We start from the raw sequence: 21872 nt of genomic DNA on the forward strand, positions 1-21872 counted from the left end.
TGGCGGCGTTGCGTTAAGCAGCAACTTAACCGGTGGTGTGTTCGTCAACCAAAGTGCGGCGTACAGTGATTTTCATGCGACAGGGTGTAACCCTGCAGCGAATGCTTGCTTGTCGGATTTAGCGTACGTAGCGAACCGTTTTCGTGTCGTGCAGAGCCGACGTCACGCGTAATACCTTTGGGTTAGTTGTTGTAAAGGATGATAAATATGAGTTACGAAACTGTATTAGTAGAGATCAAAGAAGGTGTGGGGATCGTTACCCTAAACCGCCCTAAGGTGATGAATGCATTAAATCAAACCTTAACTAGAGAGTTAGGTGAAGCGGTTGATGCATTGGAAAAAACAGACGATGTTGGCTGCATTATCATTACCGGTGGCGAAAAGGTGTTTGCTGCGGGGGCAGATATTAATGAAATGAAGGGTCTGACATTCCCTCAACTCTACATGGCTAATTTTCCTTATATTCAACGTGATTGTTGGCGTGTGATAGATGAGGCGCGTAAACCGATTATTGCGGCAGTTGCCGGTTTTGCGTTGGGTGGTGGTTGTGAAATGGTTATGGCCTGCGACTTTATTATTGCGGGTGAGACTGCAAAATTTGGTCAGCCGGAAGTTAGTATTGGCACTATTCCAGGCGCCGGTGGGACTCAGCGTTTGACCAAGGCTATAGGTAAAGCTAAAGCGATGGAAATGTGTCTTAGTGGTCGTATGATGGATGCTGCAGAGGCGGAACGCAGTGGGTTAGTATCTCGTGTTGTGCCTGTAGAAGAGTTATCTGAAACGGCCTTTAAAACAGCACGTAAAATTGCTTCTCATTCTCGCCCTGTGGTTTATATGATAAAAGAATCAGTCAATATGGCAGTTGATGCATCACTGCGTGACGGGCTAGCATTCGAGCGTCGAAATTTTGCTTCTTCCTTTGCCTTTGAAGATTGTAAGGAAGGCATGACTGCTTTTGCTGAAAAGCGTAAGCCTAATTTCAAACATCGTTAACAGAGGGTGGTCCTCATGCTGAAGGGCAAAAAGGTTTGGATTACGGGTGCTAGTTCTGGCATCGGTGAGGCCACTGCAAGACGCTTGGCTAGTGAGGGTGCCTCTTTGGTGTTGAGTGCTCGCCGTGAAGCGCGTTTGGTTTTGTTGGCTGACGAGCTTCGCTTGCAAGGCGTTACGATAAGTGTCGAGCCGGTGGATGTGTCTGATCGTGCAGGGATGGCCTCTGTTGGCGAAAGGTTAGCGGCAGCAGGAGGGATTGATATTCTTATCAATAATGCGGGTACCATGCCAATTAGCCCAATATTAGCAGGGCGTCTTGATGAATGGGAGCAGATGATAGATGTTAATATTAAAGGTGTGTTATACGCTATAAATGCCGTTTACTCAGGCATGGCCGAACGTAAGGATGGTCATATCGTTAATATTAGTTCTATTGCAGCACGTCAAACCTACCCAAGTGCAGGTGTATATGCTGGAACAAAGCATGCTGTGCGTGCTATTTCAGATACTTTACGAAAAGAGGCTATTCGTTATGGTGTCCGGGTCACGGACATTCAACCGGGAGCGGTTGATACAGAGCTTCCTGATAGCATTCAGCATGAGAAAATTCGTGAAGCAGTCAAGGCTAATATGTATGCAAGTAATTCGGCAATACTAAAGCCTGAAGATATAGCGAATGCTATTTTCTATGCAATAACACAGCCAGGCTATATCGATGTGAGTGAGCTGCATATTCGCCCTGTTATCCAGGAAAGCTAATAGGTCAAAATAGTTTGTCATTATCGATGGGTGTATGTTTTGCTTGAACAAGCTTGGCATACGCCTTTTTTATTTCTTCTTTAAAATCACTTTTTTTAGCTTTAATTCCTTCGCTTTAACTGGCCTTGTGCTATTGTCAAAATCTTATCAAGGGTATGATTCATAGTAATTGAACATGTACCGCTAATGTTGGTCATACTGGCGTAGTTTCAGCGATTTTAGTAAAGCGCTTTGATAGTGCACCTAAAAATAGAAGCATTTTATTTATTACAGATACCGTAGGGTGGCTATTGTGTATTCGTTACTTATTTTTGACTGGGACGGGACGGTAATAGATTCGACTGCACGTATTGTGTCCAGTATGCAGTCTGCTGCAAGGGATTTAGACCTCAGACATTTGCAGGATCATGAGGCCAGAGAAATTATTGGTTTAGGGTTGCCAGAAGCTATTCAGGCTTTGTATCCGGGGATTGATAATCATTTGTTAGTATCCATGCGTGAGCGCTATGTTTATCATTATATGGAAGGTGATAATACGCCTACATCGTTGTTTCCGGGTGTGCAAAAAACACTTGAGAGTCTCCATAAAAAGGGTTATCGATTAGCGGTAGCTACTGGGAAGAGCAGGCACGGGTTAGATCGTGTTTTAGCGGATACGGGCCTAGGGTGGTTGTTTGAAATTACTCGCTGTGCAGATGAAACTACATCAAAACCACATCCCCATATGTTGGAAGAAATCTTAAAAGGAAGTGGGCTTGATGCTACTGACGCAGTAATGATTGGTGATACAGAGTTTGATCTTGAAATGGGCGTGAATGCAGGCATGGATACTATTGCTGTGAGTTATGGCGCGCATCATATAGATCGGTTGAAACAATATAAGCCAGTTCTGGAAATGCATGCCTTTTCAGAACTGGAAACATGGTTGGACTTTAAATCAGGAGAGATGGTGTGAGCGAAAACGACAATCATTGGGATGAAAAAAAGGATGAGGGCTTAGGGCACGTGTTAGAAAAAGCCGCGAGCAAAAGTAATAGCAAGGAATGGAAGCTGATTGAAAAAATGCTCAATGGCTTGTTTGTTGAGCAGCGCCGAGCAAGACGTTGGGGAGTCTTTTTTAAAGGACTTACCTTTGCTTACTTGATTGCTGTTTTGGGGATCTATTTTTCTAGTGTATCGCTAGGCACAGGTTCGCCAGGAAAATCTGAAGAACACGTGGCAGTGATAGAAATTGCTGGCCCTATATCCGCTGATGAAGCGGCAAATGCGGATAGTATTGTATGGTCTTTACGTGATGCCTTTAAAGCAGAAAAAGCCAAGGCTATTATTTTGCGTATAAACAGTCCTGGTGGAAGCCCTGTACAGTCTGGGTATGTTTATGATGAAATTAAGCGTTTACGTGCTTTGAATCCTGATAAGCCTGTTTATGCAGTCATAATGGATATAGGTGCTTCTGGAGCATACTATATTGCGGCAGCGGCCGATGAAATCTATGCTGATAAAGCCAGTTTAGTGGGGTCTATTGGTGTTGTATCTGGAGGGTTTGGCTTCGTTGACCTCATGGAAAAAGTAGGCGTTGAGCGTCGAGCGATGACAGCTGGAAAAAATAAAGGATTTCTTGACCCGTTTAGTCCATTGAAAGATAGCGACAAGGTATTTTGGCAGTCAGTGTTAAATACCACACACATGCAGTTTATTGATCAGGTGAAAAAAGGTCGTGGCGATAAGTTGGTAGATGAGCCCGATTTATTTACAGGCTTGGTTTGGACGGGAGAGCAAGCTGTAGCAAAGGGCTTGATTGATGGTCTAGGTAGTACAAGCTATGTTGCTCGTGAAATAGTGGGTCAAGAGACCTTAATTGATTACTCTTCTCAAATGTCTCCGTTAGACCAGGTGATTGAGAAATTTGGCGTGTCTTTCGGCAAAACTATAGCGGCCCAGCTGGGTATTGAAAGCGGATATTCAATACGTTGATGTGTCAATTAAGGGCTGCCTTTGGTAGCCCTTTATATTTTGCTATTCGTAAAATTGTGGGCTACCCGTTGTTATAAGACGCTGATATTTATATTTTTCAGTAGAGATATCAGTCTAATAAGCGGTAGGCCAACAAGAGTATTAGGATCTTCCCCTTCTAGCCTTTCAAATAATGCTATTCCTAAACCTTCAGATTTAAAGCTTCCTGCGCAGTCAAGTGGGCTTTCTTTATCAATGTAGTGTTCAATCATCTCTGAGGTAAGCTTTCGAAAATGCACATGAAAGGGGACTACTTCTGTCTGTGAATGGTTGCTTAGGGTATCAAGCACACATAACCCAGTTAAAAATGTAACGCATTGCCCTGAAGACTGCTGTAGTTGTGTAGTTGCGTTTTCTTTTGTTCCCGGCTTGCCGAGAATGTTCCCATTAAGTACGGCGACTTGGTCGGAGCCTATAATAGCCTTGCCGGGATGTAGAGCAGCGACAGCGTGTGCTTTTTCTTCAGCGAGGCGTTTGACTAGCTCTATGGCGCTTTCGCCTGGGTAGTGGCTTTCATCAATGTCTGGACTATGGCAGCTGTAAGGGAGTTGTAGCTTGTTCAAAAGGGCACGACGGTAGGGGGAGCTGGAGGCTAAAACCAGAGCTTGCATGTTTCTTTTCCTTAAAGGCTTATTTATTGATGTGCAAACGCGTAAAATAGTAAACGTTTTTAAGAACGAAACCTCATTTTCCTTTGACAGGAGGGCCATTGGGCCCTAGAATTGCGCGCTTATGTCGTACGGTAACTTACCGAAAATAGTTGATCCGCGAAAGCTTGCTGAGCGGGAAGTCCGAATTACCGGTCAGGCTAGTGTAAAAGAGATGCCTCGAGTAGGGTCCTATCTATGTGAAGATAGTGATGTTATCGATGTAGATCTTCTTTTTTCGCTGGATGAACGAAGAATTCGTATTATAACAGGTGATGCTAAAGGTCGTGTTCACATGACATGTCAGCGTTGCTTGGAAGCGGTCCAAGTCGATGTCCAGGCTGATTTCAATCTGGCTATCGCGTTCAATGAGGAGAAGGCAAAGCAGCTGCCTCGCTATTATGATCCATTGATCGTTGAGGACGAAGAGATCGAGCTATTGCACGTCATTGAAGAGGAGTTGATTCTCAGTCTGCCGTTAGTTCCATACCATGCAGATTGTAGTATTCAGACCCAATTCGGTGATGCGGATATGGCTGAAAAGCCGGAAAATGAAAAACCGAACCCGTTTAAAGTGTTGGCCCAGTTGAAGGCCAATAAGAAATGATTTAGGAGTTAATTCACCATGGCAGTACAGAAAAACAAAAAGTCTCGTTCACGTCGCGATATGCGCCGTTCACATGACGCATTGACTGGTCCGACTTTGTCTGTAGACGCAACGACAGGTGAAACTCACCGTCGTCACCAAGTGACAGCTGACGGTTTCTACCGTGGTCGTCAGGTTGTAAATCAAGACAGCGAATAATTTCGTTGTTGAATCGCGTCACTCTCTCGGTTGATGCGATGGGTGGGGACTTCGGTCCCCACGTGACCCTCCCAGCATCACTTTCTGCTCTAGAGCGCCATCCCTATCTTAATATCTTGCTTTTTGGCGAGGTTGATCAATTAGATTCTCTTTTGGCTAGGCAGCGTATTTCTGAATCGATAATGTCTCGGTTACAGATACGGCCGTCTGGAATATCTGTTTCTATGGATGAGAAGCCCTCGGCTGCAATACGCCATCGGCAGGATTCATCTATGTCGCTTGCTGTTCAGGCGGTGGCAGATAACAAGGCAGGTGCCTGTATTAGTGCGGGTAATACGGGTGCTTTGATGGCGTTTGGTCGGCTAGTTCTGAAAATGCAGCCCGGAATTGATAGGCCTGCAATCATTGCGTCTGTTCCTACGCTTGCCGGTCATTGTTATATGCTGGACTTGGGCGCAAATGTAGATTGTAGTGCTGAGCACTTGATGCAGTTTGCCGTGATGAGTAGCGTTATGGTGGAAGCTGTCGATGGTAATCTTCACCCCAAGGTTGGCTTGTTAAATGTCGGTGAGGAATTGATCAAAGGTAATGAACAGGTGCGTCTTGCGAATGAACTAATTCGAGAGCAAGATGGCTTGAATTATATTGGTTATGTTGAAGGTGATGATGTATTTGCAGGTAAAGCTGATATTGTCGTGTGCGATGGCTTTGTGGGTAATGTTTCACTAAAAAGTAGCGAAGGTTTGGCACGATTGATTTCAAAGAGAGTTCTTCAGGGGTTTTCTCGTAATTTATATCGACGTTGTTTGGCCTTCTTGGCGCGCCCGGTATTAAAAGAAATTCAAGAGCAGATTGATCCTTCTCGTCGAAATGGAGCAACGCTTTTGGGGTTGCAGGGAATTGTAATGAAAAGCCATGGTAGTGCTGATCAGAAGTGTTTTGGGTATGCTTTGGATCGTGCTATTACAGAGGTGGTGCAAAACGTGCCTGAGAAAATCGCAGAGCGCTTATCTGGTTACCTTCCATCGAAGAGAAATTAGGACGTTTTAATTCTGTCGCAATATTGTAAACTACACATCTTTTTAGCATAACATCACTATGCTATTTATCAGATTATCGTGAGTTGAGGGCATTTATGTCGCAGTCTTTTGCTTTTGTTTTTCCTGGGCAGGGTTCCCAGCAAGTCGGTATGTTGGCTGAGTTAGCTGCTGAAAATCCAATCATTCAAAACACATATTCAGAAGCGTCTTCTGTATTAGGCTACGATTTGTGGAACCTTGTACAGAATGGACCAGATACGGATCTTAATCAAACAGATAGAACCCAGCCAGCGCTCTTGGTGTCGGGTGTTGCTTTGTGGCGGTTATGGCTCGAAAAAGGCGGTGCCAAGCCTGCGGTTATGGCAGGACATAGTCTGGGGGAATATACTGCGCTAGTTTGTGCTGGAGCTATAGCCTTTACTGATGCAGTGAACTTAGTGAAATTACGCGGTGAGTATATGCAGCAAGCAGTACCCGCCGGTACCGGTGCTATGGCGGCAATTCTTGGTTTGTCTGATGATGCTATTTTGGCAAGTTGCGAGCAAGCACAGCAAGGGCAGGTTGTTTCGCCAGTTAATTATAACTGTCCCGGACAAATCGTTATAGCGGGTGAGAAAGACGCTGTTGAAAGAGCTATCATTGCGTGTAAAGAGGCCGGTGCTAAACGAGCAATTCCTTTACCTGTAAGTGTACCTTCCCACTGCTCTCTGATGAGGCCTGCCGCTGACAAATTGGCTGAAGCGTTAGGGAATATTACTATTTCACTACCCGATATTCCTGTTATTCAAAATGTAGATGCTTCTTTTCCTGAATCGGTAGAGCAGTTGGCTTCAAACTTGTTGGCTCAATTGTACAGCCCTGTTTTATGGACGAATAGTGTGCAAACCATGGTTGATCAAGGTATCGATACGACTATTGAATGCGGGCCGGGCAAGGTATTATCCGGATTAAATAAGAAAGTTCACAAGCCGTTAGTGGTGAAAGCGATTAATGATCCAGCAGGATTGGATGTCGCATTAGCACTGTAACAAATAAGGAAAGTTGTGATGAGTATTGAAGGTAAAATTGCCCTTGTTACAGGTGCGACACGCGGTATAGGTAAAGCTATCGCAATGGAGCTGGGCCGCCAAGGTGCTATTGTTGTCGGTACGGCAACGAGTGATACTGGTGCGGGATCCATTAGTGGTTACCTCTCTGAGGCCGGTATAGCGGGTAAAGGGCTCACTTTGGATGTGTCGTCAGCAGAATCGGTAGAGTCTGTTATAAAGGCGATTCAGGACGAATTTGGTGCAGTGGCGATTTTAGTTAATAATGCCGGCATTACTCGTGATAATATCATGCTCCGCATGAAAGAGGATGAGTGGGATTCTGTATTAAATACAAACCTAACATCTGTCTATCGTGTGGTGAAAGGTTGTCTTAGAGGTATGACAAAAGCACGCTGGGGGCGTATTATCAGCGTCAGCTCTGTCGTTGCTTCAATGGGCAATGCAGGTCAAGCTAACTATGCTGCTGCAAAATCAGGTATGGAAGGATTTACACGAGCGCTTGCACGTGAAATTGGTTCGCGTAATATTACGGTCAACTGTGTTGCACCCGGATTTATTGATACGGATATGACCAGCGGGCTACCAGAAGAGCAGAAAGCGGCTTTGCAGTCTCAGATTCCTATGAATCGTCTGGGACGGCCTGAAGAGATTGCATCTGTAGTAGGTTTCCTTGCAAGTGATGGAGGAGCGTACGTTACAGGTGAGTCAATCCAGGTGAATGGCGGCATGTACATGAGTTAAATCAGCGTATTTGCTTTTAGGAATTGTTTTTCTTGGCAATTTGTTGATAATTGGCCGTCAGCCGAAACGAATTTAAACTACCTGCTTGCTATGTATAGGTGGGTTCTAATAAAATCACGATTTCATACCTTCGGTGTGAAGGGTTGATAAAAAGATAGGAAGAGTTATGAGCAATATTGAAGAGCGCGTTAAAAAAATCATCGCGGAACAGCTGGGTGTTAAAGAAGAAGAAGTAATCAACGCAGCTTCTTTCGTAGAAGATTTAGGTGCTGACTCTCTCGACACTGTTGAGCTGGTAATGGCTCTTGAAGAAGAGTTTGAAACTGAAATTCCAGATGAAGAAGCTGAAAAGATCACTACTGTTCAGTTGGCAATCGATTACGTAAGCGCTCATCAGTAATCGATCCGTATCTTGATCAAAGCTTGACCGAAAAGCCGCATCTATATACGTAGAGTGCGGCTTTTCTATTTCTATAAGATTTTACTGGAGTGGCGCTATGTCTCGTAGAAGAGTGGTGGTTACCGGAATGGGTATGCTATCGCCGGTAGGTAACACTGTCCAAGATACTTGGGACTGTATTCTTACAGGCAAAAGTGGGGCGGCGACTATTGAACATTTTGATGCCTCTTTGTTTTCAACACGCTTCTCGGCATCAATTAAAAATTTCGATGTCGCTGGGTATATGAATCCTAAAGATGCTCGTAAAATGGATTTGTTCATTCAATATGGTATGGCTGCAGCTTCCCAAGCGATAAAAGACTCTGGTTTGGAAGTAACAGATGCCAATGCAACACGTATAGGTTGTGCTGTAGGGTCGGGCATCGGTGGTTTGACGCTTATTGAAAGTACCTATAACACCATGAAGAAAAGTGGGCCGAGGCGCATATCACCGTTTTTTGTTCCGGGTAGTATCATTAATATGATTTCGGGCAATTTAGCGATTAAGTATGGATTGAAAGGTCCTAATATTGCTATTACAACCGCCTGTACAACAGGAACTCATAACATTGGTTCTGCAATGCGCATGATCCAATATGGTGATGCAGATGTCATGTTGGCCGGTGGCGCTGAAATGGCGACAACCGAGCTTGGTTTAGGTGGTTTTGCAGCAGCGCGAGCGTTGTCTACTCGTAATGACGATCCGCAGAAAGCTAGCCGTCCTTGGGATCGGGATCGGGATGGTTTTGTATTAGGTGATGGTGCAGGCGTACTTGTGATCGAAGAGTATGAGCATGCTAAAGCACGTGGCGCGCGTATTTATTGTGAGTTAGCGGGTTTAGGAATGAGTGATGACGCTCATCATATGACGGCTCCGCCTTCTACCGGTGAGGGTGCTGCAAACTCAATGGCAAATGCTATTAAAGATGCAGGTTTAAACCCCGATGAAGTGCAGTATATTAATGCTCATGGAACATCAACACCCGCTGGGGATTTAGCAGAAACTAATGCTGCTAAATTAGTATTTGGTAACTCTGTAGCTGATGTGAGAATGAGTTCGACAAAGTCCATGACGGGGCATTTGTTGGGAGCGGCAGGCGCTGTAGAGGCAATTTTCTCTATCTTGGCTATTAGGGATCAAGTTGCGCCCCCAACCATTAATTTGGATAACCCTTCAGATGAGTGTGACTTAAATTACGTAGCGCACCATGCTCAACCATGCGTAATTGATGCCGCGGTATCAAATTCGTTTGGGTTTGGTGGTACAAACGGCACTTTAGTTTTTCGTAAAATCTGATAGTGCAGAGGCTGATAAGGGTTAATGGTGTCTCCGGCCATCAGTTGGAGGTTACAGATAGGGGTTTATGTTACGGCGATGGTTTATTTGAAACGATCAAAGTAGTCAATAATAAGCCTCTTTTATGGGACGCTCACATTAGTCGGTTGCTCGCTAGTTGTTTACGATTAGGGATATCTTTTGATGGTCTAGAAGAGCGCTTTAAGGCAGATCTAAAAGCGCTCTTATCTCTTAATCCTTATGAAACAGCCGCTTTAAAACTTACGATTACTCGGGGCTCAGGGCCGCGTGGTTACTTCCCTGCCAACGATCTTCAGCCCACAACAATTTCTGCATTATCTGAAGTGAGTGATTTTTCTATAAAATCCATTGATGGAGTAAGGCTTCGATGGTGTGGAACGCCGTTGGCTATTAATCCACTGCTGGCTGGTATGAAACATCTAAATCGTTTGGAGCAAGTAATGGCTCGAAAAGAGTGGGATGACACCAGCATATCGGAAGGATTGATGTGCGATATGGAAGGCTATCTCGTTGAAGGTACCATGAGTAATGTTTTCTGGGTTAAGCAAGACCAGCTCTATACGCCTGACATTGATAGATGCGGCGTGGCTGGCGTGTTACGTCAAACTATCATAGATATCGCAAATACCCAGCTTGGGCCCGTTGTGGTAGGCCGCTTTTCTGAGAGGGCATTAAAGGATGCGGATGAAGTTTTTATCTGTAATTCCTTAATTGATATTTGGCCGGTTGTTCAACTGGACGCTAAAAGTTGGGAAGTAGGGCTTACCACATTACGGCTACAAGCTTTTTTGAAAAAGGAATATAACGTTTGAGACGGGTATTAATACTATTTTTTGTTGTGCTGCTATTGTGTACAGCGACTATGGGGTGGTTGTGGCAGGATATGCATCGTTATATGAATGCTTCTATCGGCTTAAAAAGCGACATTCCTTCTTTAATTGTGCCTAAGGGGACATCATTTAACCGATTGCTTGGTGATCTAGAGCAAGTCGGAGTTATCAACAAACCTCTATATTTTAAAGCCTTTGCGCGCCTGAATAAGCTCAGCGGTAAAATAAAAGCGGGTGAGTTTTTAATCGAAAAGGATTTAACACCTAATGAATTACTTTCAAAGTTTGTTGATGGTAAATCACTTCAGCATAGCTTTGCCGTCATCGAGGGAACAACATTTAAGCAGCTGAGAGCACAGTTAGTATTGCGCAAAGGCTTGATTAAGCAAACCTTGGCTGGAAAAACAGACGCGGAGATCTTATCTGCAATTGGTGCTAAGGAGTCTCACCCTGAAGGTTTGTTTTTAGCAGATACTTTTCAGGTAGAGAGAAACTCAACAGATTTAGATTTACTGGTGCGTAGCTATCGTGCACAGCAGCAAGAGCTTGCGCGTTTATGGGAGGCTCGTAATACAAAGCTACCCTATAAAACGTCTTACGAAGCATTAATAATGGCTTCTATTGTTGAAAAAGAAACAGCCGTAGCCGCTGAGCGACCTCTTATTGCAGGTGTATTTATTAAGCGATTAAAAATTGGCATGCGTTTGCAGACAGATCCAACCGTTATATACGGTATAGGTGATAAATATAAAGGCAATATCACACGCAAAGACTTACGTAAGCCTACCCCTTATAATACCTATACCATTGCTGGTTTACCGCCTACACCGATAGCGATGGTAGGAAGAGAAGCAATTCAAGCAGCCTTAAATCCAAAGGTTGGGAAATCTCTGTACTTTGTCGCTAAAGGTGATGGTAGTCATCAGTTCTCTCCATCCCTAAAAGCGCATAACAAAGCGGTAAGGAAATACCAATTAAGGCGTAAAAAACAGTATCGTTCTACGCCGGAGAAATGATGAACCTTATGAAAGAAGGCTGCTTTATTACTATCGAAGGCACTGAAGGTGTCGGGAAAAGTACGAATGTAGAGTTTATTCGTCAATACTTATCAGATAAAGGTATTGATTTGAGGCTAACTCGAGAGCCGGGCGGAACACCGCTAGCTGAAGAGATTCGTGAGTTATTACTTCAACCCAGAGAAGAGGTGGTGAGCGATGACGCAGAAATTCTTTTGGTGTTTGCTGCAAGAGCGCAGCATATAAACCAAGTGATTATTCCTTCTCTACAGAGAGGGCAGTGGGTGCTTAGTGACCGTTTTATTGATGCAACCTTTGCATACCAAGGAGCAGGGCGGGGAATCAGTTGGAACCGTATACAGCAACTTGAACAGTATGTTCTTGGAGATTTACGGCCTGACCTGACTTTTTTATTAGACTTGCCTGTTGATATCGGTATGGAAAGAGCAGAAAAAAGGGGGGCTTTGGATCGGTTTGAGCAAGAAAAGCATGACTTTTTTGAAAAAGTTAGACAAGGGTATCACCATCGTTTAAGGGCTGAGCCTGAGCGTTTTGCTCTGATTGATGCGGCTCAGTCCTTGGATAATGTTCAGCAGCAGATTGCTGCGGTTCTGGCTGAAAAATTGGATGTTATGTAATGGAAATCAGTAACCGTTATCATTCACTTAATGCAGCTATTTACCCGTGGTTTGAGGATCAATGGCAGAGAGTGTTGCGTTTACACAATGATAATCACTTGCCGCATGCATTATTACTCAGCGGGATGCCTGGAATTGGCAAGGCCTGCTTAGCAGAAGCGATAGCAGGTTATGTGATGTGTCATCAACCTCTTGCGGATTCTGCTTGCGGTACATGTCGCAGTTGTGTTCTGCTGAACTCAAGTGGGCATCCTGATTTGTATTTTCTTAGACCTGAAGAGCTCGGTAAGCCAATTAAAGTTGATCAGGTAAGACAGCTCACTGAGTTTATGCATAATACTGCACAGCAGGGTGGTTATCGCGTTGTTGTATTAGAGCCTGCTGAAGGGATGAATATCTCAGCAGCAAATGCGTTATTAAAAACATTGGAAGAACCAGGGCGTGATACTCTGCTTATTTTGATTACGCATCAGTTAGGCCAAGTAATGCCAACAGTGAGAAGTCGTTGCCAGCGTTTGGATTGCCACACTCCTCTTGAATCTGTTGCCGTACAGTGGTTGGTCAAAGAGCTGTCTGTTGAACCGCACGAAGCAGAGCAGCTATTAAAGGTTGTTCATGGTGCTCCCTTAGCAGGTTTAGAGTTTAAGAAACGAGGACATCAAACGCTAAGAGCAGATTTTTTAACTGCTTTAAGAGATATACTTAGACAACGTAAGACGCCACTAGAAGTTGCTGGTCAGTTTTTAAAAGCGGACTTTGATTTGTTATTAGGGTGGTTGCAGGGGTTACTTGCAGATATTACACGTATACTATTAATGGGTAATGATGACTTGATCCGTAATAAGGATATGCAAAAGTTGTTAAAGGGTGTTGCTAAAAACAGCACAAAGGATAAAATCTTTACTCTAGCTGATTTAGTTCAATCGGAAAGGTTCAGTTTGCAGCGCAGACTTAATCCAAATAAACAGCTATTGTTAGAACGTATACTCATAGATTGGTCTGCACTCGTGCGAGCCTAGGGAAGGAGTTCTCAAGACACAATGTCAGTAGTTCCGCGCATTAGCCACGGCATATTGTCTCTTAACATAGAGACCAAAGAAGATTTATATAAGGCTTACATGCCTTTTGTAGCCAATGGTGGGATTTTTATTCCTACGGCTAGATCTTATCAGTTAGGTGAAGAAGTCTTCATGCTGCTCACGTTGATGGATGATCCTGATAAAATTCCAGTGACCGGTAAAGTCGTTTGGGTTACTCCTAAAGCACCGCAAGGAGGTCGAAAGCCAGGTATCGGTATTCAGCTGTCTCCTGAAGATACAACCTTGGTTCAAAAAATTGAAACACATTTGGCTGGTGCGCTAGCTTCTGGTCGTCCCACTAATACACTTTAGTTTGTACTCTTATGTTTATTGATTCTCATTGTCACCTCGACAAGTTAGACCTGTCTCCTTATGAAAATGATTTCTCAGCTATGTTGGCGGCCGCTTTTGATAGAGACATCTCACGCTTATTGTGTGTCTCTATTGATCTTGCCCAGTTTGAGGCAATGTATCAGCTTATCAAAGATCAAGATAAGATCTTTGCGTCTTTAGGTGTTCACCCACTGCATGTTGAAAATGAACAACCGATTGTTTCAGTTGCTGAGTTACTCGAAAGAGTCGAGCGGCACTCAAAAGTTGTCGCTGTAGGTGAAACTGGCCTGGATTATTTTTATCAGACGGATACGAAAGAATGCCAGCAACAAAGTTTTATTAATCACTTGGATGCGGCTTCTCAATTAAAACTGCCTGTCATTGTGCATACGAGAGATGCGCGTGAAGATACATTAGCGTTGATTAAGGAACATGGTGGAGACGCCGGCGGTGTATTGCACTGTTTTACAGAATCTCTTGAAATGGCTAAAGCAGCAATAGAGATGAACTATTTAATTTCGTTTTCCGGTATTGTTACTTTTAAAAATGCAGATGAATTGCGTGAAGTTGTTAGAGCCACTCCGCTAGAAAAAATTCTGATAGAAACCGATGCTCCATACCTCGCCCCGATTCCTCACCGAGGCAAGAAAAATGAGCCTAAATATGTGGTTGAAGTGGCTCAGTGTATTGCAGACATCAAAGGTGTTTCTTTGGAGAAAGTAGCAGAAGTAACTTCTGAGAACTTCTATCGATTATTCTCAAAAGCCGCCGAGTTAGATGGGATTAAGTCATGTGGATGATGCCACCAGTCAGTTACATTGAGCCTCTTTTTCGTCCGCCCAGTGAAGCCCATGCTCTTATACTGCAGGTTACCAATGGGTGCAGCTGGAATCGTTGCGTATACTGTGAAATGTACACGCAACCCCAGAAGAAGTTCAAGCCAAAGTCTGAGGTTGAAATCCTAGCTGAAATCCAACGTTGTGGTGAGCAATTACCAGATACACGCCGGGTCTTTTTAGCAGATGGTGATGCTATGGCGCTTTCTTTTAGGCGCCTAAAAAGTATTCTAGAAGCCATTAAAGCGCATCTTCCTAAGGTGACGCGTATAACTGCTTATTGCTTGCCCAGTAATGTGAAGAAAAAGACTGTTGAAGAGTTAGCAGAATTAAAATCACTCGGCCTATCGATGCTTTATATAGGTGTTGAAACCGGTGATGATGAACTGCTTACGCTAATAGACAAAGGTGAAACCTACCAATCTACCTATGATGGATTAATAAAATTACAAGCCGCTGGGATTAAGCGCTCGGTCATGGTGATCAATGGTTTAGGCGGTCAGTTATATAGTGAGCAGCATGCGCGCGAAACAGCGCGGTTAATGAATGCTACGCAACCGGAATACTTAGCGAGCTTGGTCCTGTTCTTTTCTAATGGTGATCAGCGCTATAAAGAAGCGTTTAATGGGCAGTATCATGAAATGAATGATACTCAGCTATTTCAAGAGATGCGTCAGCTTATCGGCGCACTAGACTTGCAAAAGACTATCTTCAGAAGTGACCATGCCTCTAATGTGTTGGTCTTGAAAGGCGTTCTTGGGGGTGATAAGGCACGCTTGGTAGGGCAGTTAGATACTGCTATTACGGGTGAGTCACTTGTCTTTTTACGACATCCTTCCGACAGAAGTCTCTAGTTTTTTACTTCTTTGGTACTTTTCTAAGCCCCTTCCTTTTTTGTGCTGTTTCTGTGTGGTATAAACTTTAGTACTAATTATTATAAAAACACACGTTGTTATAAATAAACACACATCAGCAGGAATATTCATATGAGACGTCCCGTTCGAATTGCCGTTACTGGTGCCGCTGGCGCAATCAGCTATAGTCTTTTATTTAAAATTGCCGCTGGCGAAATGATGGGTAAAGATCAGCCAGTTATTTTACAGCTTATTGAGTTACCGCATGCAATGGAGTCTTTGCGTGGTGTTGCGATGGAGTTAGAAGATTGTGCCTACCCGCTATTACACACGATAACTTTGCATGATAACGTTGAAGATGGTTTTAAAAGTGCTCACTATGCATTATTAGTGGGTGCTCGTCCTCGTGGCCCTGGTATGGAGCGTAGTGATCTTTTAGAGGTTAATGCTGAAATCTTTGCTCGTCAGGGCAAGGCCCTTAATGATTATGCTAACCGCGATGTCAAAGTATTGGTTACGGGTAACCCAGCAAACACCAATGCATTGATTGCCAGCCGTAATGCGCCAGATTTGAGCCCTTCACAATTTACTTGTTTGACACGTCTAGATCATAACCGCGCTAAAGGAATTCTTGCCAGCCATTCGGGTGCTACAGCAAGGGATATTAACGGTATTATTATTTGGGGGAATCACTCTCCTACACAGTATCCAGACCTTCACCATGCCACTATCTTGGGAGAGCCTGCGTTATCCCAGATTGATTTTAACTGGTACAACGATGCCTTCATTCCGCAAATTCAGCAGCGTGGAGGGGAAATCATTCAGGCACGAGGGCTGTCCAGTGCTGCTTCAGCTGCACAGGCTATTGTGAACCAGATGTATGATTGGGTTTTAGGTACCGAGCCAGGTGAAATTGTCAGTATGGGTATTCTTAGCGATGGTAGCTATGGTATAGCGAAAGGTATTTTTTACTCGTACCCTGTGCGCTGCAACTATGGGCGTTATCAAATCGTTCAAGGTATAGAGATAAATGAATATAGCCGAAATCGTCTGACAACCACTGAGCAAGAGCTTTTGGAAGAAAGGTCGGTGATTGATCATCTGTTACCAAAAGAGACAGAGGCTTCGCATCTTAATTTATCCATTTGCTTGCGTTCAGGTGTTACCTTGTATGCTGACGGTACAGGGCCAGACCAAAAGAGCAAATTCATGACAACAAACCGTGTGATGTGATTTTCTCATGTTCTAGCAAAAAGCCTCTACTAATTAGTAGAGGCTTTTTAGTGTAACGCGTTTTTTAGCTAGGCTACTTGGGCAAGAAACTAGTGAGTGTCGTCTTCAGTGGCTGGGGTGATACTTACCATCATTTTGTTAATGTCTAGCATGATGGTTAAGAGGCCATTGTAATAGCAAACCCCTTGTACAAAGCGTCTGCTTGATTCATCCCCTGCGATATTGGGTGCTCGTTCAATATCATCTTGAGGAATATTGATCACTTCATCCACACTGTCAACGACAAGTCCTACAACTTCTTGTTCGTTATAATCCACCATTATGATACGTGTATTATCATCAATTTCGGCAATCGGCATTTTAAAGAGGCGACGAGTATCTAGTACAGTTGCAACATTACCACGCAAGTTAATAATACCTAGAATATAATGCTCAGCACCTGGAACCGGGGTCATATCAGAATACCGAAGGACTTCTTTTACCTTCATGACATCAATGCCATATAGCTCTTTATTAACTTTAAAGGTGGCCCATTGGTGAAAAATAATCTCTTCTTGATTAGCTCGTTTAGCACGCTCTTTTTTGTCCTTGCTGGACTGCATGCCTTCTATCGATTTTAGTTGGTCTGATTCAGCTTGTAAGCTCATGTTGATCTGTCCACTTATAATGAGTACTTAACGTAAAGACAATTGCTTAAACATAAATTGCATATAGGTTCTAGCATAGCGCAGATTTATAATAAGTGTACTTTTAGGCAGACTTTTATAAACAATTGGTTGGTTTGGGCAGGCCTGCTAACTTGGCGGCTTGTTTTGCAGGGCTTTCGGGGAAGAGTTTCATTAGGTGTATGCTCTTTCCTTTCTGTGGGCCTAATGCAAGCCCTACGGCCTTAACCAGCGGGCGCATGGCAGGTGATAGTTCATATTGTAGATAAAAATCACGAATCACATGAATAATCTCCCAATGTGCCTCGCTTAAAAGAATCTCTTCTTCTTCTGCAAGGCATACAGCAACGGCTTCAGACCATTCATCTAGGTTAAGCAGGTAGCCTTCATCATCAACCGCGATTGTGGTGCCCTCAATTGCGATATGTCGCATCAGAACCAACTTACTACTTTGGCGTGTTGGCATGCTAATGAAACAAACTGTTGATCATCAACAACACAGGCTTTGCTATTGTCGCTTAGATGGAGGCCGCGAGCTTCCATATCCGCACAGAGGAAGTGAATGGTTATATCATCCAAATTATTTAGTTGCTCAGCTATCACTGTATGTGTAGCAGCATAGACGCCTCCCTCAATGATAAGTAACGCATCACCGGGAAGTAGTGCAGTTGTACACGAATGCCAGAGAGTACTGTCAGAAGGGGGTTTATTGATAGTATGTAGTGTCGTCATGCTTAAAACCTCAATACAACATCATGGTTGCGAATCATCACGGCGACATCTGTCTCGTTTACAAACTCTGCCGGCAGGACTAGCTGGTCAAGTGTGACTTGCTGTGTTTGCGCTGCGAGAGCTTCAATGTAGATGTTTTCAATATCGTACATAGGTAAGGCGGAACAAATACTGGCCAAGTTTTTTTGCTGAATCTGTTGAGGCTGCTGGGAACTGAGTAGTAGGGAAGGCGCATCCTGCGTTAATAGCAAAGAAACAGGCAAACCAAAAGCGGCGGCTGTTAGCGCTACATCCAATGCTTCTTTGGCATGAGCATCACCATAGGGAGCGCGCGAAAGGATGAGTAAAATTTTCTTTTGTTGCATGCTAGGCTCCAAAAGTAACTAGGCGGTCAGAAATGATAGCCGCTTCGCTGAGTTGCCCTAAGCCTGATAACTCATAAGGGGCTTGGCTGTTAAAAGAAGCCTTTTCATGGCGCTTGGCTTCGGCTTCATCCATAACGCCGCGCTTTAGTGCCGCAGCAATACAAACGACAAGGTCAAGTTTATGGGCGTGTGCTAACTCTTTCCAGAGCTGGTGTATGTTTTGCTCATCGCGTGGTGGGGCGCTTAGTACCGATGCTGTGTGTACGCTGTCGCCATAAAAGAAGACGCGATGTATCTGATGTCCTGCGTTGAGCACGTTGTCTGCAAAACGGTAAGCCGTATGTGCTGACTGGCTATTATGAGCAGAACCATAAATAAGGATAGAAAAAAGCATGAGGAATCCGTACAAAGAAAAACGCCTTGTTATCTTAACAAAGAAAACAAGGCGTGTGATGTAGCAATGTGAGTATTAGTCGTCGCTTAAAAAGCCAGTTAGCATTAGTAGGTGAATAAATAGGTTATAGATATTCAGATACAGGCTTGTGGTTGCCATGATGTAGTTTGTATAGGTGCCGTTAACGATGTTGCTGGTGTCATACAAAATAAAGCCAGCCATCAACAGAACAACCAATGCAGATAGGGCTAGTTGGAAACCACCAACATTCACGCCAAACATTGGCAGAATGAACATAGCAACCATAGCAATGATAGCGACCATCATGCCTGCAGATAGGAAGCCACCCATGAAGCTGAAGTCTTTGCGGCTGGTTAGTACATAAGCAGACAAGCCAACAAATGTAAGTGCTGTCATGCCCATTGCTGTCATGATGATTTCGCCGCCGTTAGGCAGTCCAAGATACTGATTAAGAATGGGGCCTAAACCAAACCCTAGTAAACCAGTAAATCCAAAAACAAGTGGTAACGCGGCTGCAGTGTTTTGTTTTTTATGCAAAACAAACAGTAAACCAAAGCTAGCAATAACACTTCCCAAATACATAATAAAAGGAGGGTTAATCGCCATGGAAATACCGGCAGTAATTGCACTGAAGACTAACGTCATGGCCAGTAGCATGTAGGTATTGCGAATAACCTTGTTAGTTTGCAGAACAGATTGTTCTGAATGTTTGCTAATCGAATGTGCGTTACTCATGTTTTCCCCGGAAGTTTATATTGTTAACTAATAGCTATAATGGCTACTTCTCTGGTCATTTCAAGTGTTATGACCCTATTCTGCGATAAAGATTCCAAGTAAAATGCCGATTCATCTGATTTATCGCCTGGAATGATTAATACCCTTATGCCTTATCTGGATATCCTTTATCAGGATGACGACCTCATTGCTGTTCATAAACCTACTGGCTTATTGGTTCATCCAAGCTGGATAGCACCTAAAAATACACCAAACCTTGTCTACTCTCTCAAAACCTATTTTAGAGGGGCGCCTGTTCATACGATCCATCGTTTAGATCGTGCAACCTCTGGGGTGATCGTATTTGCTAAGAATAAGTTGATGGCGCAAAAAATGAATAGCCTCTTTGCTGAGCGAAAGGTTAAAAAAACATATTTGTGTGTTACTCGGGGATATACACCTGAGGAAGGCGTGATCGATTACGCACTGAAACCTATTTACGACAAAATGGCGGATCCATTTGCTGATCCAGATAAACCCGCAAAAGAAGCGGTGTCGGCGTATCGTCGTTTAGGAACAGTCGAACTACCCATCGCGGTTGGAAAATACCCTTGTGCTCGTTACTCCTTAGTAGAAGTTAAACCTCAGACGGGGCGCAAGCACCAGATTCGACGCCATATGAAGCATATTTTACACCCACTCATAGGCGATACGAATTATGGCGAAGGACGACATAATCGTCTCTTTAGAGAGCATTTTGAGACACGGCGCATGTTATTAATGGCAACAGAGTTAACCTTTGAGCACCCAGGTAGCGGTGAAATGTTGACGATTAAGGCACCGGTCACACGCAAAGTTGCAAACTTGTTTGATCGATTAGGTTGGCAAGGCCTGTATCCAGAACAAGTAACTAAGCACTCTTTGGAAACGCTTGAAGCATTAGCCGGTGAAATGGATGAATTAGATGCAGCTTGTGCCAGTGAAGATTAGTTAAATTCATATTGCACAAGCAACCACCTTAGTCGGATTGCAGTTAATGCTTTTTATAGACATATTCAGTTTGTACAAGCCACTAAATTGCGTATCCTGTAGGCTGTGTTTTTAGAAGAAAGTCACCCCATTTTTATTAAAGGACAGTTAGGTTCCATGATTAAGCAGCGGTCACTGAGTGACATTATTAAAAACAACAAAAAAATTAAAGTCGGTATCATTGGAGCGATGGATCAAGAAGTAGATATTCTTCGAGATCGTTTAGAAAATCGTGAGCAGCATTTGATCGCAGGTTATGATTTTTATACAGGCTCATTGGCGGGTTTAGACGTTGTTTTACTGAAGTCGGGTATTGGCAAGGTGAATGCTGCAGTGAGTACGGCATTGTTATTACATGAATTTAAACCTGATTGTATTATCAATACAGGGTCTGCTGGTGGCTTTGACCCTGAATTAAACGTTGGCGATATCGTGATCTCGTCTGAAGTCCGCCATCATGATGTTGATGTCACTATCTTTGGTTATGAGCCTGGTCAAGTCCCGGGCTTGCCCGCAGCATTTGAACCAGACGTAACATTAGCGCGAATGGCAGAGCAATCAATCGAGCGCTTACAAGGTATGCGAACCGTCCATGGGCTTATTGCTACAGGCGATAGCTTCATGAATGACCCAGTGCGTGTAGAACACACACGAGCGTTGTTTCCAACAATGAAAGCCGTCGAGATGGAAGCGGCCGCTATTGCCCAAACCTGCCACCAGTTTGCAACGCCTTTTATTGTGATTCGAGCGCTATCAGATATAGCCGGTAAAGAATCGCACCTGTCTTTTGATCAGTTTCTTGATACCGCGGCGATACATTCTGCCGAAATGGTCGTTGAAATCGTTCGCGCTCTGGCTAAGCTTTAACGTTAAGGCTGGTTTTATAATGTGGTCTTTGTAAAGGCCACCTTTGAGCGATTAGATTTTTTTATTGAAGCAGTTTGTTGTATTAATTGAGCTAAATTTTACAGACACGTTTTCCAAGACGTTTACTTAAAAGAGAGTACCTATGATTAAGTCGTTTCATCCACCACAAAGAATTTTAATGGGGCCTGGACCTTCAGATGTTAGCCCTCGTGTTTTAGAGGCGATGGCTCGCCCAACGATTGGTCATCTGGACCCTGCTTTTGTGCAGATGATGGATGAACTAAAAGTAATGCTAAAAGCAGCATTTAAGACTGAAAATGAACTCACTATGCCAGTTTCTGCTCCGGGTTCTGCAGGAATGGAAGCGTGCTTTGTCAACTTGGTGGAGCCTGGAGAAAAAGTTATTGTATGCCAGAATGGCGTATTTGGCGGCCGCATGAAAGAAAATGTGGAACGTTTTGG

28 protein-coding genes and 1 pseudogene are annotated in these 21872 nt (G+C 43.8%); 22 read left to right on the forward strand and 7 right to left on the reverse strand.

Annotated features, from left to right (window positions below; translation table 11 throughout):
• Positions 1-207 precede the first annotated feature (207 nt).
• From QZZ55_RS18100 to QZZ55_RS18115, 4 genes are all read left to right on the forward strand, one after another.
• On the forward strand, positions 208-993 hold the full coding sequence (locus QZZ55_RS18100) for an enoyl-CoA hydratase-related protein (RefSeq protein ID WP_293268828.1): 786 nt from the start codon (positions 208-210) through the stop codon (positions 991-993).
• A gap of 15 nt (positions 994-1008) precedes the next feature.
• The gene (locus tag QZZ55_RS18105) at positions 1009-1752 is read left to right on the forward strand and encodes an SDR family oxidoreductase (protein WP_293268829.1); all 744 of its coding nucleotides are present in this window, start codon (positions 1009-1011) and stop codon (positions 1750-1752) included.
• 292 nt (positions 1753-2044) lie between these two features.
• The gene (locus tag QZZ55_RS18110; RefSeq protein ID WP_293268830.1) at positions 2045-2707 is read left to right on the forward strand and encodes an HAD-IIIA family hydrolase; all 663 of its coding nucleotides are present in this window, start codon (positions 2045-2047) and stop codon (positions 2705-2707) included.
• Between the two features lie 107 nt (positions 2708-2814).
• Entirely contained in the window at positions 2815-3726 is a 912-nt protein-coding gene (locus tag QZZ55_RS18115; RefSeq protein ID WP_293268852.1) for a S49 family peptidase, read from the forward strand.
• Between the two features lie 71 nt (positions 3727-3797).
• On the opposite strand, the gene QZZ55_RS18120 is transcribed toward QZZ55_RS18115, so the two are convergent.
• Complete coding sequence (locus QZZ55_RS18120) at positions 3798-4376, reverse strand: nucleoside triphosphate pyrophosphatase (protein WP_293268831.1); 579 nt, start codon at positions 4374-4376, stop codon at positions 3798-3800.
• A gap of 121 nt (positions 4377-4497) precedes the next feature.
• On the opposite strand from QZZ55_RS18120, the gene QZZ55_RS18125 reads away from it, so the two are divergent.
• From QZZ55_RS18125 to QZZ55_RS18195, 15 genes are all read left to right on the forward strand, one after another.
• Positions 4498-5019, forward strand: a complete 522-nt coding sequence (locus QZZ55_RS18125) for a YceD family protein (RefSeq protein ID WP_293268832.1) — start codon at positions 4498-4500, stop codon at positions 5017-5019.
• Between the two features lie 18 nt (positions 5020-5037).
• On the forward strand, positions 5038-5217 hold the full coding sequence (rpmF, locus tag QZZ55_RS18130) for a 50S ribosomal protein L32 (protein WP_028470082.1): 180 nt from the start codon (positions 5038-5040) through the stop codon (positions 5215-5217).
• Between the two features lie 5 nt (positions 5218-5222).
• On the forward strand, positions 5223-6257 hold the full coding sequence (gene plsX, locus QZZ55_RS18135; RefSeq protein WP_293268833.1) for a phosphate acyltransferase PlsX: 1035 nt from the start codon (positions 5223-5225) through the stop codon (positions 6255-6257).
• A 95-nt stretch (positions 6258-6352) separates the two neighbouring features.
• Positions 6353-7285, forward strand: a complete 933-nt coding sequence (fabD, locus tag QZZ55_RS18140; protein WP_293268834.1) for an ACP S-malonyltransferase — start codon at positions 6353-6355, stop codon at positions 7283-7285.
• A gap of 18 nt (positions 7286-7303) precedes the next feature.
• On the forward strand, positions 7304-8047 hold the full coding sequence (gene fabG / locus QZZ55_RS18145) for a 3-oxoacyl-ACP reductase FabG (protein WP_293268835.1): 744 nt from the start codon (positions 7304-7306) through the stop codon (positions 8045-8047).
• Positions 8048-8213: 166 nt separating this feature from the next.
• On the forward strand, positions 8214-8447 hold the full coding sequence (gene acpP / locus QZZ55_RS18150) for an acyl carrier protein (RefSeq protein WP_028470078.1): 234 nt from the start codon (positions 8214-8216) through the stop codon (positions 8445-8447).
• Positions 8448-8544: 97 nt separating this feature from the next.
• Entirely contained in the window at positions 8545-9783 is a 1239-nt protein-coding gene (fabF, locus tag QZZ55_RS18155) for a beta-ketoacyl-ACP synthase II (protein ID WP_293268836.1), read from the forward strand.
• 2 nt (positions 9784-9785) lie between these two features.
• A complete protein-coding gene (gene pabC / locus QZZ55_RS18160; protein ID WP_293268837.1) occupies positions 9786-10616 on the forward strand; it encodes an aminodeoxychorismate lyase in 831 nt (276 codons plus the stop codon).
• A complete protein-coding gene (gene mltG / locus QZZ55_RS18165) occupies positions 10613-11650 on the forward strand; it encodes an endolytic transglycosylase MltG (protein WP_293268838.1) in 1038 nt (345 codons plus the stop codon). The genes pabC and mltG overlap by 4 nt, the downstream gene beginning before the upstream one ends.
• Before the next feature lie 8 nt (positions 11651-11658).
• The gene (tmk, locus tag QZZ55_RS18170; RefSeq protein WP_293268839.1) at positions 11659-12288 is read left to right on the forward strand and encodes a dTMP kinase; all 630 of its coding nucleotides are present in this window, start codon (positions 11659-11661) and stop codon (positions 12286-12288) included.
• Complete coding sequence (locus QZZ55_RS18175) at positions 12288-13307, forward strand: DNA polymerase III subunit delta' (RefSeq protein ID WP_293268840.1); 1020 nt, start codon at positions 12288-12290, stop codon at positions 13305-13307. Before tmk ends, QZZ55_RS18175 begins: the two co-directional genes overlap by 1 nt.
• A 21-nt stretch (positions 13308-13328) precedes the next feature.
• A complete protein-coding gene (locus tag QZZ55_RS18180) occupies positions 13329-13679 on the forward strand; it encodes a PilZ domain-containing protein (protein WP_293268841.1) in 351 nt (116 codons plus the stop codon).
• A gap of 11 nt (positions 13680-13690) precedes the next feature.
• The gene (locus QZZ55_RS18185; protein ID WP_293268842.1) at positions 13691-14500 is read left to right on the forward strand and encodes a TatD family hydrolase; all 810 of its coding nucleotides are present in this window, start codon (positions 13691-13693) and stop codon (positions 14498-14500) included.
• Entirely contained in the window at positions 14491-15390 is a 900-nt protein-coding gene (locus tag QZZ55_RS18190) for a radical SAM protein (RefSeq protein WP_293268843.1), read from the forward strand. The genes QZZ55_RS18185 and QZZ55_RS18190 overlap by 10 nt, the downstream gene beginning before the upstream one ends.
• A 132-nt stretch (positions 15391-15522) precedes the next feature.
• Entirely contained in the window at positions 15523-16623 is a 1101-nt protein-coding gene (locus QZZ55_RS18195; protein ID WP_293268844.1) for a malate dehydrogenase, read from the forward strand.
• Positions 16624-16712: 89 nt separating this feature from the next.
• On the opposite strand, the gene QZZ55_RS18200 is transcribed toward QZZ55_RS18195, so the two are convergent.
• The 6 genes from QZZ55_RS18200 to QZZ55_RS18225 all read right to left on the reverse strand — a co-directional run bounded on the left by QZZ55_RS18200 (position 16713) and on the right by QZZ55_RS18225 (position 19535).
• A complete protein-coding gene (locus QZZ55_RS18200) occupies positions 16713-17225 on the reverse strand; it encodes a chemotaxis protein CheW (RefSeq protein ID WP_293268853.1) in 513 nt (170 codons plus the stop codon).
• A 160-nt stretch (positions 17226-17385) separates the two neighbouring features.
• A complete protein-coding gene (locus QZZ55_RS18205) occupies positions 17386-17721 on the reverse strand; it encodes a TusE/DsrC/DsvC family sulfur relay protein (RefSeq protein ID WP_293268845.1) in 336 nt (111 codons plus the stop codon).
• Positions 17721-18020, reverse strand: coding sequence for a sulfurtransferase complex subunit TusB (gene tusB, locus QZZ55_RS18210; RefSeq protein WP_293268846.1), 300 nt, complete (start codon positions 18018-18020; stop codon positions 17721-17723). The genes QZZ55_RS18205 and tusB overlap by 1 nt, the downstream gene beginning before the upstream one ends.
• A gap of 2 nt (positions 18021-18022) precedes the next feature.
• Entirely contained in the window at positions 18023-18385 is a 363-nt protein-coding gene (gene tusC, locus QZZ55_RS18215; protein ID WP_293268847.1) for a sulfurtransferase complex subunit TusC, read from the reverse strand.
• A 1-nt stretch (position 18386) separates the two neighbouring features.
• Complete coding sequence (gene tusD, locus QZZ55_RS18220; protein WP_293268848.1) at positions 18387-18779, reverse strand: sulfurtransferase complex subunit TusD; 393 nt, start codon at positions 18777-18779, stop codon at positions 18387-18389.
• A 75-nt stretch (positions 18780-18854) separates the two neighbouring features.
• Complete coding sequence (locus QZZ55_RS18225) at positions 18855-19535, reverse strand: Bax inhibitor-1/YccA family protein (protein WP_293268849.1); 681 nt, start codon at positions 19533-19535, stop codon at positions 18855-18857.
• 147 nt (positions 19536-19682) lie between these two features.
• On the opposite strand from QZZ55_RS18225, the gene QZZ55_RS18230 reads away from it, so the two are divergent.
• The 3 genes and pseudogenes from QZZ55_RS18230 to QZZ55_RS18240 form a co-directional block, all read left to right on the forward strand.
• Positions 19683-20504 (forward strand): pseudouridine synthase, encoded by an 822-nt coding sequence (locus QZZ55_RS18230; protein WP_293268850.1) that lies wholly within the window; start codon positions 19683-19685, stop codon positions 20502-20504.
• 156 nt (positions 20505-20660) lie between these two features.
• Positions 20661-21410, forward strand: a complete 750-nt coding sequence (gene mtnN / locus QZZ55_RS18235; protein WP_293268851.1) for a 5'-methylthioadenosine/S-adenosylhomocysteine nucleosidase — start codon at positions 20661-20663, stop codon at positions 21408-21410.
• A gap of 142 nt (positions 21411-21552) precedes the next feature.
• Positions 21553-21872, forward strand: a pseudogene (locus QZZ55_RS18240) (alanine--glyoxylate aminotransferase family protein); the annotation flags it as partial.

This window comes from Neptunomonas sp. (assembly GCF_016744175.1).
Lineage (GTDB): Bacteria > Pseudomonadota > Gammaproteobacteria > Pseudomonadales > Balneatricaceae > Neptunomonas.